Annotated in this window: 12 protein-coding genes; 7 read left to right on the forward strand and 5 right to left on the reverse strand. The window is 67.8% G+C overall.

The features are described 5' to 3' along the window. Positions 1-27 precede the first annotated feature (27 nt). The gene (locus AC5RWA_RS04060) at positions 28-1,179 is read right to left on the reverse strand and encodes a glutamate--cysteine ligase (protein ID WP_494056641.1); all 1,152 of its coding nucleotides are present in this window, start codon (positions 1,177-1,179) and stop codon (positions 28-30) included. A gap of 386 nt (positions 1,180-1,565) precedes the next feature. On the opposite strand from AC5RWA_RS04060, the gene AC5RWA_RS04065 reads away from it, so the two are divergent. Next, positions 1,566-2,999, forward strand: coding sequence for a glycoside hydrolase family 3 protein (locus AC5RWA_RS04065; protein WP_494056699.1), 1,434 nt, complete (start codon positions 1,566-1,568; stop codon positions 2,997-2,999). Positions 3,000-3,087: 88 nt separating this feature from the next. Further along, positions 3,088-3,906 carry a shikimate 5-dehydrogenase gene (locus AC5RWA_RS04070; RefSeq protein ID WP_494056642.1) on the forward strand — a complete coding sequence of 273 codons (819 nt, stop codon included), beginning with the start codon at positions 3,088-3,090 and terminating at the stop codon, positions 3,904-3,906. A 6-nt stretch (positions 3,907-3,912) separates the two neighbouring features. Here the strand turns inward: AC5RWA_RS04070 and AC5RWA_RS04075 are convergent, their stop codons facing one another. After that, the gene (locus tag AC5RWA_RS04075; RefSeq protein ID WP_494056643.1) at positions 3,913-5,151 is read right to left on the reverse strand and encodes a THUMP-like domain-containing protein; all 1,239 of its coding nucleotides are present in this window, start codon (positions 5,149-5,151) and stop codon (positions 3,913-3,915) included. Between the two features lie 53 nt (positions 5,152-5,204). Between AC5RWA_RS04075 and AC5RWA_RS04080 the strand changes: the two genes are divergently transcribed. After that, positions 5,205-5,585: a hypothetical protein gene (locus AC5RWA_RS04080; RefSeq protein ID WP_494056644.1), complete on the forward strand. Its 381-nt coding sequence runs from the start codon at positions 5,205-5,207 to the stop codon at positions 5,583-5,585. Here AC5RWA_RS04080 and AC5RWA_RS04085 read toward each other — a convergent pair. Next, a complete protein-coding gene (locus AC5RWA_RS04085; RefSeq protein ID WP_494056645.1) occupies positions 5,525-6,442 on the reverse strand; it encodes a DMT family transporter in 918 nt (305 codons plus the stop codon). The genes AC5RWA_RS04080 and AC5RWA_RS04085 overlap by 61 nt on opposite strands. A 225-nt stretch (positions 6,443-6,667) precedes the next feature. On the opposite strand from AC5RWA_RS04085, the gene groES reads away from it, so the two are divergent. Further along, positions 6,668-6,961 carry a co-chaperone GroES gene (gene groES, locus AC5RWA_RS04090; protein ID WP_003805290.1) on the forward strand — a complete coding sequence of 98 codons (294 nt, stop codon included), beginning with the start codon at positions 6,668-6,670 and terminating at the stop codon, positions 6,959-6,961. A gap of 77 nt (positions 6,962-7,038) precedes the next feature. Further along, entirely contained in the window at positions 7,039-8,649 is a 1,611-nt protein-coding gene (gene groL / locus AC5RWA_RS04095; protein WP_079597394.1) for a chaperonin GroEL, read from the forward strand. 66 nt (positions 8,650-8,715) lie between these two features. Here the strand turns inward: groL and AC5RWA_RS04100 are convergent, their stop codons facing one another. Beyond that, the gene (locus tag AC5RWA_RS04100; protein ID WP_494056646.1) at positions 8,716-9,315 is read right to left on the reverse strand and encodes a dihydrofolate reductase family protein; all 600 of its coding nucleotides are present in this window, start codon (positions 9,313-9,315) and stop codon (positions 8,716-8,718) included. Further along, the gene (locus AC5RWA_RS04105) at positions 9,315-9,926 is read right to left on the reverse strand and encodes a dihydrofolate reductase family protein (RefSeq protein WP_494056647.1); all 612 of its coding nucleotides are present in this window, start codon (positions 9,924-9,926) and stop codon (positions 9,315-9,317) included. Before AC5RWA_RS04105 ends, AC5RWA_RS04100 begins: the two co-directional genes overlap by 1 nt. Positions 9,927-9,994: 68 nt before the next feature. Between AC5RWA_RS04105 and AC5RWA_RS04110 the strand changes: the two genes are divergently transcribed. Beyond that, a complete protein-coding gene (locus AC5RWA_RS04110; protein WP_494056648.1) occupies positions 9,995-11,518 on the forward strand; it encodes an ATP-dependent DNA ligase in 1,524 nt (507 codons plus the stop codon). 85 nt (positions 11,519-11,603) lie between these two features. Further along, positions 11,604-13,238, forward strand: a complete 1,635-nt coding sequence (locus AC5RWA_RS04115; protein WP_494056649.1) for a LuxR C-terminal-related transcriptional regulator — start codon at positions 11,604-11,606, stop codon at positions 13,236-13,238. Positions 13,239-13,258 lie beyond the last annotated feature (20 nt).

Below are 13,258 nucleotides of genomic sequence, written 5' to 3' on the forward strand. Positions count from 1 at the left end.
CCGAAGTGCCCCGTTACGGCAGGGGGATCAGGCGGTGGGGCCGTTCCGCATCTGCTTGACGAGGTCCAGCACCACGGCCTGGAGGTCCCCGCCGTGCTCGGCGGCCACCTTCCGCTGGCGCTGGTACCCGGCCCCGCGGCGGATGATCTTCTCCACATCCGCGAGTTCGTCGGCGCAGCGCAGCTTGGCGGCCACAGGCTCCAGCCGGTTCAGGGTCTCCAGCAGGTGGTCCGTCACCAGCTGTTCCTTGCCCGCGGCGTCGAGGATGATGATGGCGTCCATGCCGTAGCGGGCGGCCCGCCACTTGTTCTCCTGGATGTGCCAGGGCGGCATGGTGGGGATGGTGCCGCCGTTGTCCAGGGTGGTGGAGAATTCGTCCACGAGGCACTGGGTGAGCGCGGCGATGGCGCCCACTTCCTCCAGGGTGGCCAGGCCGTCGCAGATGCGCATTTCGATGGTGCCCAGGTTCGGGACCGGCCGGATGTCCCAGCGGATTTCGGAGAGGGTGTCGATCACGCCTGTGGTGAACATGTCCTGGACGTAGGACTCGTATTCAGCCCAGGACTGGAACTGGAAGGGCAGGCCGGCCGTGGGCAGCTGCTGGAACATCAGGGCGCGCTGCGACGCGTAGCCGGTGTCCTCGCCGCCCCAGAACGGGCTGGACGCGGAGAGCGCCTGGAAGTGCGGGAAATAGTTGACCAGGCCGTCCAGTACCGGGAGGGCTTTCTCCCGACGATCCAGCCCCACGTGCACGTGCACGCCGTAAATCACCATCTGCCGGCCCCACCACTGCGTGCGGTCGATCAGCTTCGCATAGCGGGCCTTGTCCGTCACCGGCTGCAGCTGCGGCGGGCTGAACGGGTGGCTGCCCGCGCAAAAGAGTTCCACGCCCATCGGGTCCGTGATCTCCCGGACGGCGGCCACGGACCGGCTCAGGTCCTCCTTGGCTTCGGCGGCCGTTTCACAGATGCCCGTGACCAGCTCCACCGTGTTCAGCAGCAGTTCCTGCTTGATGTGCGGGTGTTCGTCGTCCTCGTTCAACTCCGGATGGCGGGAGGCCACGCCGCGGAGCACTTCGTTGGCTACAGAGGCCAGCTCACCGGTGCTGCCGTCCACCAGCGCGAGCTCCCATTCAACACCAAGGGTTGATTGCCTCGATGAAGCGAAGTCAATCTTCACGCGTTTCCTTACTGTCCGGTTTGCCGCTGGCTGACGCCGCTCACGGGCTGCTGCCGGCAGGCGAACGGGTGGTTCAAGTCTAGTGCAGGGGTAGCATCGTATTGATGGTCCCGTTCCAACACCTGCGTGACAGTACCCACAAAACCTTCCCCCTCCTCGCGGCAGTATCCGCCCTGGCCCTCGCCTCCTGCACCCCCGCGCCGGCGCCCGGGCCGTCGTCGCCCGCCACCACGGCGGCACCTTCACCGTCCGCGTCGCCCACCCCAACACCGCGTACGACGCCGTCCCCCACCGCTGCGTCCCTCTCACCCGATCCCGGTTCCCGGCCCCTGGGCTGGGGCCCGCTCCAGCGGGACCAGGACGCCGCCGCGGCGGCCGTGGCCGGCATGACAACCGAGGAAAAAGCCGGGCAGGTCCTGCTGCCGTTTTTCACTGGCAAGGACGTGGAGGCCCACGCGGCCACCATCGAGCGGCTGCACCTCGCGGGATCCATCATCATGGGCGACAACGTTCCGCGGGACCCGCAGGGAAGAGTGGACACTGCCGGCATGGCCGCCATCAACCAACGGCTCGCGCAGGCCACCGTTGCGGACGGCGAGCCCTGGCCCGGCATGATCGCGGTGGACCAGGAAGGCGGCCTTGTAGCGCGCCTGGGTACGCCGCTGACGGAGTGGCCCGCTCCCATGAGCTACGGCGCGGCCGGCAATGAAGCCCTCACCCGGGAGGCGGGGCAGGGCCTGGCCGGCGAGCTGGTGCCGCTTGGCTTCAACACCGACTTTGCACCGGACACGGACGTCACCATGGGGCCCAAGGACCCCACCATCGGGGCGCGGGCCATGTCCGCGGACCCCGCCGCCGTTGCCGTGCACGGGGTGGCGTTCTCCCAGGGCATGCTCGCGGCAGGAGTCCTTCCGGTCGTAAAGCACTTCCCGGGCCACGGATCAGTGACGGCCGACTCCCACCTCAGCCTTCCGGTGCAGCCGGCCGGCGTCGAGGAACTCCGCGGCAGGGACTGGAAACCGTTCCAGGCCGCCATCGCCGCCGGGACACCCATGGTGATGACCGGGCACATTGCCGTGCCGGCGCTGGAACCCGGCGTCCCGGCGTCGCTCTCTGCCCCCACCTATGCCGCCTTGCGCGGCCTGGGATTCAAGGGCGTGGCGGTCACGGATGCGCTGAACATGGGCGCGGTGGCCAAGCAGTACCCCAGCGGGTCTGCTGCGGTGATGGCGCTCCGGGCGGGCGCGGACCTGCTGCTGATGCCAGCCGACGTGTCACAGGCGCATGCGGCCATCGTGGGGGCGGTCAAGTCCGGAAGCCTGCCCCCGGAAAGGCTGGACGAGGCCGCCCGGCGGGTGGCCACCATGATGGTCTGGCAGGGCAGGCGGGGTCCCGCGGCTGGTATCCCCGCAGGCAGCAGCGCCGCCGTGTCCGCCCGGGTCTCGGCCTCCGCCGTCACCGTTGTCTCCGGGCCGTGCACCGGGCCACTGGTTCCCGGAGCGGTCCGGGTGGCCGGCGGCGGGCCCGGAGACCGGGAACGGTTCGAGGCGGCCGCCGCCCGCGCTGGTCTCGCCCTGGGTTCAGGGCCGCTGGTGAACCTGATCGGGTTCGGCGGGCGTCCCGCCGGAGGGGACATCGAGGTGGCCCTGGACGCCCCCTGGCCGTTGCAGGGTTCGCCGGCGCCGGTCAGGCTGGCGCTGTACGGCCGCACCGACGCTGCCTTCGACGCGCTCGCGGCCGTGCTGGCAGGCAAGGCGACGGCACCCGGGAAGCTGCCTGCCGCCGTCGGAAGCGTCCCCGCAGGCACCGGCTGCCCCTGACCCAAGTAAGTAGCGTCAACTGTCGTTCTGGCGGCTGAAAACGACAGTTGGCGCTACCCAGTTGGGGGAGTGCGGGTTTAATGGTCGGGTGCCCATTCTGAATAAAGACATGACCCTCTGCATCTCGCTCTCGGCCCGTCCCAGCAACAACGGGACCAGGTTCCACAACCACCTGTACGAACAGCTGGAGCTCAACTGGATCTACAAGGCGTTTGCCCCCACCAACCTGGAGCAGGCCATTGCCGGAGTCCGCGGGCTGGGCATCCGCGGGTGCGCCATCTCCATGCCCTACAAGGAAGACGTCATCGCGCTGGTGGATGAGATGGACCCCTCCGCCAAGGCCATCGATTCCGTGAACACGATCGTCAACACCGACGGCCACCTCAAGGCGTACAACACGGACTACACCGCCATCGAACAGTTGCTTGCCACCAACTCGGTGCCCACCGGCTACTCGGTCCTGGTCCAGGGTGCGGGCGGCATGGCCAAGGCCACCGTGGCGGCGCTGCGGGATGCCGGGTTCACCGACGTCACGGTGATCGCACGGAACGAAGCGACAGGGCGGGCGCTGGCCGAACAGTACGGGTTCCAGTGGCGTGCAGCGCTCGACGGCGGCACGGCGGACGTGATCATCAACGTCACCCCCGTGGGGATGGCCGGCGGGGCGGAAGCGGACGCGCTGTCCTTCCCGGCCGAGGCCATTGACGCCGCGCGGCTCGTTTTCGACGTGGTGGCGCTGCCCGCCGAGACCCCGCTGATCAGGGCCGCCCGCGCCGCCGGAAAGCCGGTGATCACCGGCGCGGAGGTGGCCACCATCCAGGCGCTGGAACAGTTCGTCCTGTACACCGGAGTGCGGCCAAGCCCTGAGCAGGTACGCGCGGCCGAGGAGTTCATGCGGGCGCAGTAAACGGCCTTACACCGCAGTAACGGGTTCCACCACGATGGCCACCCGGTCCTCCCCGATGCGGGTGAGGACCAGGGTGGCCGTTTTGGTGCCGCCCTTTTTCGCAGGGTTTTTCCCGCCGGGCAGGAGCTGCTTCCGGAGTTCCTCGGGAGTGACGGCAGTGCCGCGTTTCTTGATGTCCAGCACCGTGATGCCTTCGGCCTTCACCCACGCCTTGAGCGCCTTGACGTTGAACGGCATCACGTCCAGCACCTTGTAGCCCCGCGCGAACGGGGTGTCCACAAGGGCGGGGGCGCAGATGTAGGCGATGTGCTCGTCCACCAGGTGGCCCCCGAGCTCAAGCGCGACGTCGGCAACGAGCCCGGCGCGGATGACCGCGCCGTCGGGTTCGTACAGGTAGCCTTCCACGGGACCCACCGGTGCTTCCGGCCCGGCCCCGAAGTCCTCGCCGCTGGTCAGCTCGGCGGCGCCGCTGGGCCCCAGCACCAGGGCTGCGCGGCGGACTCCGGGCCGCCGCACGGCGTTGAACCACAGTGCCACCTCGGTGACGTCGCCGGCCACGGAGACCCACTGTGCCTCGCAGTTGTGCGGGACGGAGTCATGCGGCATGCCGGGCCCCATCTTCACCCCCACGGCCTTGCCGGACGCGGCCAGGGCTTCGACGAAGGACAGCGGCGGCGAAAAGGCTTCTGGATCCCAGATGCGCTTGGTGCCCGAGGTGGAGGTGACCCGGCGGGCGGGGTCCAGCCAGACGCCGTCGATGCCGTCCAGCGGAACAGCAGTGGCGTCCGCATGGACCACCGTGGCGTTCGGGAACGGGATGAGGTTCACGGTGGCGCAGGCGGCCGTGGTCTCATCCATTTCGACGGCGGTGACGGTCACGTCAAGGGACGCCAAGGCGAGCGAATCGGCGCCCAGCCCGCAGCCCAGGTCTGCCACATGGCTGACCCCCGCGCCGGCAAACCGCTGCGCGTGCCGGGCGGCCACGTTCAGGCGGGTGGCCTGTTCCAGGCCTGCCTGGGTGAAGAGCATCTGCCGGGAAAACTCCCCGAATTTTGCTTCGGCCTTGGTGCGGAGCCTGGACTGGGTCAGGACGGCGGAGACCAGGTGGGGGGAGTGGCCGGCCTTCCGGAGGGCCGAATTGAGCTCATAGGAGGAGTCCTCCTGGTAGGGACCCAGGGACGCCAGCAGCTCCCAGCCTTCCGGGGTGAGCAGCGGTGCGATCTGGTCCTGGGAAGCGTGGGGCATGGGTTCCAGCCTAGTGGAGGAGGGCCCGGCGCTATGCCGATAGTGTTGAAAGCATGGAAGACAGCGCAGGCCCCCAGCAGTCCGGAGAAGAGCAACCCACGGACCGGGGTCCCGCCAGGTACGCTCGTCCCGCCCTCATTGCGGCTTCCCTGGTGGCAGTGGTGTGCATCGCGCTGCTGGTGATCATTTTCTTCCTGGATACCTTCAACGCCACCGTCTATTCCGTGGGGGGCAACGACATCCAGGACGACACCCAGGAAGCCAGCGACATCCGCGGGTTGTATGCCGGTGCACGGGCGGGAAGCATCGTGTTCCTGGTGGCGTCCCTGCTCGCTGCCGCCGTTGCGGCCGTGGTGCTCTACCGCGGCAGGAATCAGGGGAGGCGGGATTCCGACGGCGGCGAGGACGTGGACTTCGACGACCTGGGACGCTGAGGCCGCTGGCCGGCGCTGGTCAGCAGGACCCCCGATATCACCAGGACTCCGCCCAGCACCTGTGCCGCGGTGATGGGCTGGCCCAGCAGCACGGTGATGATGGCGGTGAAGACGGCGATCAGGTTCAGGTAGTTGCCGGCGTTGGCCGCAGAAGTCCGCTTGAGTGCCAGGTTCCACAGCAGGTAGGAGCCCAGCGAGGGGAACAGGGCGATGAACGCCAGGGACCAGCCTTCGGCCGGAGTGGACGGCAGCCCGGCCCCGGTTGCTGCCGCGATGGGTGCCAGGACCACGGCAGCCATTGCCACCTGCACGGCCGTTGCGGTGATCGCGGGGAGGGCAAGCCGCCTGGCGATGATCGTGTAGAAACCCCAGACGGTGATGGCTGCCACGATCAGCAGCTCTCCGGTGTTGATGGAAAAGGTCAGCAGGCGGGACAGGTCGCCGCCTGTCAAAACCATCAGCACGCCGGCCAGGCCCAGTGCGATGCCCAGCCAGCTCACCGGGCGCGGCCGGTCCTTGAGCAGGACCACGGCAAGCACCATGATCAGGGCCGGATTGGCGGCCGTCACCAGGGAAGCGTTCAGGGCCGACGTGTGCTGCAGTGCGCTGTACAGCAGCAGGGTGTAGCCGCTCATGCCCAGGGCGCTCAGCAGCAGCAGTACCGGCCACCGGCGCAGCACGGCGCGCCAGTCCGGCCGGTCAACGGCCTGCGCCAGCAGGAGCAGCGGCACCGCGGCCAGGGCCCAACGCCAGAAGGTCAGCTGCAACGGCTCCATGGTCTGCATCGCGGCTTGGCCCACCACGAAGTTTCCGGCCCAGAACAGGTTCGCAAGGATCAGGTATACGGCGGCTCGCACCGCTTCAATGTACACGCCGCCGTGTACGCGGATGACGAAACGCTGGCACTCGCCTTGACCGAGTGCTAACCCGCACATAGAGTCTTCATTAGCACTCTCCCTAGGAGGGTGCTAACACATGAAGAGCTGCCAGCCAGGCTGCTGCCGGCACCGCGACGACGGTTTGCCAGCCAGGGCGGAAAGCTTTCCAGTCCACGAATTTGCTGACGAAAAGGAGAGGTCCGAGTGTCGGTCTCTATTAAGCCTCTTGAGGATCGTATTGTTGTCCGCCCGCTCGAAGCCGAGCAGACCACGGCTTCCGGCCTGGTCATCCCGGACTCCGCACAGGAGAAGCCGCAGGAAGGCGAAGTTGTTGCAGTTGGCCCCGGCCGCTTTGAGGATGGCAACCGCGTTCCTGTCGACGTAGCCGTTGGCGACGTCGTCATCTACTCCAAGTACGGCGGAACCGAAGTCAAGACCGGCGGCACCGAGTACCTCGTGCTGTCCGCCCGCGACGTCCTGGCGATCGTCGTAAAGTAACTCTCCGGATCCCCGTGCCGCTGGTCATGCTTACTGCTGGTCAGCTGCGCGGGGTTCTGTCTTGAAAGGACAAAACCATGGCAAAGCAGCTTGCGTTTAACGACGCTGCCCGCCGGTCTCTTGAAGCCGGCATCGACAAGCTCGCCAACACCGTCAAGGTGACGCTCGGCCCCCGCGGCCGCAACGTTGTCCTGGACAAGAAGTGGGGCGCGCCCACCATCACGAACGACGGCGTCACCATCGCCCGCGAAGTCGAGCTGGACGACCCGTACGAAAACCTTGGCGCACAGCTGGCCAAGGAAGTAGCCACCAAGACCAACGATGTTGCCGGCGACGGCACCACCACCGCCACGGTCCTGGCCCAGGCACTGGTCAAGGAAGGCCTGCGCAACGTAGCTGCCGGCGCTGCTCCCGGCCAGATCAAGCGCGGCATCGAGGTTTCCGTTGAAGCCGTCGCTGCACGCCTGCTGGAGAACGCCCGTCCCGTTGAAGGCACCCAGGTTGCCAGCGTGGCGGCCATCTCCGCGCAGAGCGAAGAGATCGGCGAGCTTCTGGCCGAGGCCTTCGGCAAGGTGGGCAAGGATGGTGTGATCACCATCGAGGAATCCTCCACCACGCAGACCGAACTGGTCCTCACCGAGGGCATGCAGTTCGACAAGGGCTACCTGTCCCCGTACTTCGTCACCGACGCGGAACGCCAGGAAGCAGTCCTCGAGGACGCCCTCATCCTGATCAACCAGGGCAAGATCTCCTCGGTGCAGGAATTCCTGCCGCTGCTGGAGAAGGCGCTGCAGAGCTCCAAGCCACTGTTCATCATCGCCGAGGACGTCGACGGCGAGGCCCTGTCCACGCTGATCGTCAACCGCATCCGCGGCACCCTCAACGTGGTGGCCGTCAAGGCTCCGGGCTTCGGCGACCGCCGCAAGGCCATGCTGCAGGACATCGCCACCCTCACCGGTGCGCAGGTTGTCTCTCCGGAACTGGGCCTGAGCCTGGACTCCGTTGGCCTTGAGGTGCTGGGTACCGCCCGCCGCATCACGGTCACCAAGGACAACACCACCATCGTGGACGGCGCCGGCGCTGCCGAGGACGTTGCTGCACGCGTTGCCCAGCTCCGTGCCGAGCTGACCCGCACCGACTCCGACTGGGACCGCGAAAAGCTCCAGGAGCGCCTGGCCAAGCTGGCCGGCGGCATCGGCGTCATCAAGGTGGGTGCCGCAACTGAGGTTGAGCTGAAGGAAAAGAAGCACCGCATCGAAGATGCTGTTTCCTCCACCCGCGCCGCCCTCGAAGAAGGCATCGTGGCCGGTGGCGGTTCCGCCCTGATCCACGCGCTGAAGGCCCTCGACGAGGACCCGGCCGTCAAGGCACTCGAAGGCGACGCCGCCGCTGCTGTGGGCATCGTCCGCCGCGCGCTGGTCCAGCCGCTGCGCTGGATTGCCCAGAACGCAGGCTTCGACGGCTACGTCATCACCGCCAAGGTTGCCGAACTCGAAACCAACAACGGCTTCAACGCCAAGTCGGGCGAGTACGAGGACCTGATCGCTGCCGGCGTCATCGACCCCGTCAAGGTCACCCGTGCAGCCCTCCGCAATGCAGCCTCCATCGCTGCCCTGGTTCTCACCACCGAGACCCTGGTTGTGGAAAAGCCCGCTGAGGAAGACGAGCACGCAGGCCACAGCCACTAGCCTTCACCGGCTGCCAAGGCACAAAAGACCGGTCCGGCATCTGCCGGGCCGGTTTTTTGTGCCCCTTTACTTCTTGACCGCGTAGCGCACGTGCGTGGCGAACGTCGAGCTCACCGTCTTGATGATGCCGAGGTTGATGTCCTGGCCGAAGCCGTCAAAAAGGCGCTTACCGGCACCGAGGATCACCGGCGCCGTCGAGAGCACAAGTTCGTCCACCCTCCCGGCGGCAAGGGCCTGCCGGATCACGTCCGCACCGCCGCCGATCGATACGTCTTTGTCCCCTGCCGCCTCAATCGCCCGCGCGAGGGCTTCATCGAGCCCGGACACGAAAGTGAACCCGGACGCCGCCGCCGGCTGGTCCTGTACCCGGTGGGTGAGCACAAACAGCGGCCCGCCGAACGGGTTGGTTCCTCCCCATGCCCCTGCAGCGTCATACATGCCCCGGCCGACGATGCCGGCACCCAGGCCGGCTTCCAGCTCGTCATAGAAATCCTTGTCGGGGCCCTGCATCGCGAAGTCATGTCCGCCGTCGTAGGTCCAGGGGCCGCCCATCACCCAGTAGTGCAGGCGTTCCCCGCCCTTGCCCAGGCCGTACCTGGGACCGTCGTCGGGGCCGGTGATGTAACCGTCAACCGACGTACTGATGGCTGCGATGACCTTGGCCATTACGCGCCCTGGGTGGCCGGCATGTCCTGCGTCCTGACGTCGCCCGCCCGCTCGTAGACCAGCGACACCGATCCCTTGGGGAAGGTGCGCGCCGGCTCGGCGAGGCGGAAGGAGGCGGGGATGGTCCCGCCGTCGAAGAGGCGCTTGCCCTGCCCCAAGGTGACCGGATAGAGCCAAAGGTGGAGGCGGTCGATCACGTTTTCTTTGAGCAGTGAACGGATGAGGACGCCGCTGCCGAACATGTGCACCTCGCCGTAATCCTCACGAAGCCGGCCCGCGGCCGCGGCATCAGCCAGCACAGTGGTGCCGGCCCACCCCGGAGCGGTCAGGCTGCTGGAAACGACGAACTTGGGCACCCGGTTGAACGTGGTGCCGACCATGTCGGACTGCTGCGGCCAATACCCCGCGAAAATGTCGTAGGTCTTCCGGCCCAGAAGCAGGGCGTCGATGCGGCCGATCTCCGCTCCGATGGCTGCGTCGGCCTCGTCATCGGACACCGGGGCCTGCCAGCCGCCGAAGCCAAAACCGCCTTCAGTGTCCTCTTCGCGGCCACCGGGCGCCTGGTAGACGCCGTCGAGCGTGATGAACAGGTTCGCGACGATGATTCCCATGCGTCCAGTCTGGAACTGCCTTCCGGAGCTGTCCATAGTGGACGGGATGGGCGTGGCAGACTGGTGCCATGCTGCTCGACGAGCTCGTGACAACCACGGACGCCGTCGCGTCCACCCGCTCCCGGCTCGCGAAGGTGGACCTCCTGGCCGGCCTCCTGCGCCGCCTCGAGCCCGCTGAAATCCCGGCTGCCGTGGGACTGCTCATCGCCAGGCCGCGGCAGGGCCGGGTAGGGATTGGCTGGCGCGGAATGACCGCGGCCATGGGGGAGCCGGCCGACGAGCCGGGTCTTACCGTCGCCGACGTGGATGCTGCATTGGACCGGCTGCTCGCCGCCGTAGGCGCCGGATCTGCGGCCGAGCGCGCCGCGACACTCCGCGAGCTGACCGCGGCAGCCACCAAACGCGAGCAGTCATTCATCGCCGAAGTGCTGCTCGGTGAACTGCGCACCGGTGCACTCGAGGGTGTGCTGACGGATGCCATCGCCCGCGCCGCCGACCGGCCGGTGGACTCCGTGCGCCGCGCGGCAATGCTCTCCGGCGACCTGGGCGCGACCGCCCTGCTGGCGCTCACGGGTACGGCAGCGGAACTCGAGGAGGTAGGCCTCGTCGTCGGACGTCCCGTACAGCCCATGCTCGCCGCCACCGCGGCCAGCGCCAGTGCGGCGCTGGAGGTCACCGGGGAAGCCTCCGTGGAATACAAGCTCGACGGCGCACGCATCCAGGTGCACCGCACCGGCGGCGAGGTACGCATCTTCACCCGTACCCTGGCCGACGTGACCCACCGGCTGCCCGAGGTGGTGGACGTGGTGCGCGGCCTGCCGGTGAGCGATGTCATCCTCGACGGCGAGACCCTCGCGCTCGATGAGGACGGCGGACCCCGGCCCTTCCAGGAGACCATGTCCCGGTTCGGGGCGGATGCGGTGCGCACCACATTGCTGCATCCGTGGTTCTTCGACGTACTGCACATCGACGGGCGGGACCTGCTGGAGGAACCGCTGTCCGAGCGCATCGGCGTGCTGGAGCGCATTGCCCCCGGGCACCGGATCCCGGGGGAGGTCACAGCGGATCCCGCCATTGCCGAAAGAGTGGCACGCGAGGCGCTCGCCGCGGGCCACGAGGGTGTGATGGTGAAGGCGGTCGGATCGGCCTACGCAGCCGGGCGGCGCGGTTCCAACTGGATCAAAGTGAAGCCGGTGCTCACCTACGATCTGGTGGTGCTCGCCTGTGAGTGGGGTTCGGGACGGCGCACGGGTCTGCTGTCGAACCTGCACCTCGGCGCCCTCGACCCTTCCGGCGAGTTCGGCGAGCCCGGCGGCTACGTCATGGTGGGCAAGACGTTCAAGGGGCTCACCGACGAGCTGCTGCGCTGGCAGACGGAGAGGTTCCAGGAGATCGAGGTGCGGCGAACGTCGAACACCGTATGGGTGGAGCCTGTCAGCGTGGTGGAAATCGCGATCGACGGCGTCCAGCGTTCCACGCGCTATCCGGGCGGCATCGCCCTCCGGTTCGCGCGCGTCAAACGCTACCGCGATGACAAGACGGTGGCGGAGGCTGACACCATCCAGACGTTGCGCGGGCTGCTGCGTTCGTAGCCCCTGAGGGCCGCTTGTGCCGGTTCCCCAGCGGGCGTAGCGTGGCGCTTAACCGGCTGGGCGGGCGTATCCAAAAGGAGGCCAGGTGTCAGCGGAAACGGGCATTGACAGGGGCCGGTCAGCGTTCCAGGAGCACCGCTGGACCGAGGCCTTCCAAAACTTCCGTGACGCGGACCAGCAGGGCGGACTGCCGGCGGCGGACCTTGAACGGCTGGCAACGGCGGAGATCCTGACAGGCAACACAAGCACCGGCCTGGACACCCTCACCCGTGCCCACGAGGAATACCTGATGGTTGGCGATGTGGTGGGTGCGGCACGGTGCGCCGCCTGGATGGTGCTGCACCTGGCGAACGCCGGAGAGGCTGCGCGTGCCGGGGGATGGCTGGCCCGTGGCCAGAAACTGTTGAGCGAACTCCCCGAACCCGACGCGGTGCAGGGCTTTATGCTCGTGCCCGTTGCACTGGGCAAACTCTACGGCGGGGATCCTCAGGCCGCCCTCGAGCTGTTCTCCCAGGCTGCGGACTTCGGCCGGCAATTCCGGAACAAGGACCTGTCAGCGCTTGCTTTGCTTGGATCAGGCCAGGCGACGCTGGCACTGGGCCGTGCCGAAGAAGGCCTTGGGATGTTCGACGAGGTCATGGTGGCCGTCACTGCCGGCGAACTGTCCGCGGTGCCGTCGGGCATTATCTACTGCGCAGTCATCGGCAACTGCCAGATCGCCTTCGACCTTGAGCGGGCCCTCGAATGGACCGCGGAGCTGGACCGCTGGTGCCGTGCCCGCCCCGACACCGTGGCCTTCAGCGGCCAATGCCAGGCACACCGCGCTGAGCTCTTCCGGCTGCACGGGGCGTGGACCGAAGCTTTGCAGGCCGCCGCCGTCGCCCAGGAGCGCTCCACCAGGGGTGATCCGTGGGCGCTCTACGGCGGCTATTACCAGCAGGCTGAAGTGCAGAGGCTGAGCGGCGACCTGGATGCCGCCGAAGCTTCCTACAGCCATGCTGCCCGCAGCGGTTACGAACCCCAGCCGGGCCTGGCACTCCTGCAGTTGGCACGCGGGGACGCGCAGCAGGCGCAGTCGATGATCCGGCGGGCGGCCGGGGTGGCGGACGCCGCCACCCGACGGCACCTGCTGCCGGCGCTCGTGCAGATCGAACTGGCAGTGCCTGACCTGCCCGCGGCCCGGCAGGGGGCCGACGATCTGATCACCTTTGCCCGGGAATGCCCTCGGCGCATGATCCGCGCGGTAGCGAAACAGGCCGACGGCGCCGTCCGGCTTGAGGAGGGGGACTTAACGGGGGCATCGCAGGCGCTGCGCCAGGCATGGCACCTGTGGGTGGGACTCGGTGTCCCCTTTGAGGCTGCCTGCTGCCGGGTCCTCATCGGGCGGGCCTGCCGGGGGCTCGGCGACGAGGCGTCTGCCCTGATGGAATTCGAGGCGGCGCACGTGGAATTGCTGGAGTTGGGGGCGGCTCCGGCCGCTGCGTGGGCTGCCACGCTCATGCGGAAGGACGACGGCGGGACTCCAGGGCCGCTGACGCCCAGGGAGGCGGAGGTGCTTCGGCACGTGGCGTCCGGCCAGGGTAACCGGGCCATCGCGGCAGACCTCTTCCTCAGCGAGAAAACCGTGGCCAGGCACATCAGCAACATCTTCCTGAAGCTTGGCCTCTCCTCAAGGGCCGCGGCCACGAGATACGCCTTTGAGCACGGACTCGCAGGCTGACGGGTTCTGCACATAATTAC

The sequence above is a fragment of the Arthrobacter sp. 210 2 genome, assembly GCF_059093025.1.

What these genes read in the sequence shown, in the direction of transcription:
- AC5RWA_RS04105 (WP_494056647.1), bottom strand. Translation starts at nt 9,926, where the DNA reads ATGGGAATCATCGTCGCGAACCTGTTCATCACGCTCGACGGCGTCTAC.
- AC5RWA_RS04110 (WP_494056648.1), top strand. Translation starts at nt 9,995, where the DNA reads ATGCTGCTCGACGAGCTCGTGACAACCACGGACGCCGTCGCGTCCACC.
- AC5RWA_RS04080 (WP_494056644.1), top strand. Translation starts at nt 5,205, where the DNA reads ATGGAAGACAGCGCAGGCCCCCAGCAGTCCGGAGAAGAGCAACCCACG.
- AC5RWA_RS04075 (WP_494056643.1), bottom strand. Translation starts at nt 5,151, where the DNA reads ATGCCCCACGCTTCCCAGGACCAGATCGCACCGCTGCTCACCCCGGAA.
- AC5RWA_RS04100 (WP_494056646.1), bottom strand. Translation starts at nt 9,315, where the DNA reads ATGGCCAAGGTCATCGCAGCCATCAGTACGTCGGTTGACGGTTACATC.
- AC5RWA_RS04065 (WP_494056699.1), top strand. Translation starts at nt 1,566, where the DNA reads ATGACAACCGAGGAAAAAGCCGGGCAGGTCCTGCTGCCGTTTTTCACT.
- groL (WP_079597394.1), top strand. Translation starts at nt 7,039, where the DNA reads ATGGCAAAGCAGCTTGCGTTTAACGACGCTGCCCGCCGGTCTCTTGAA.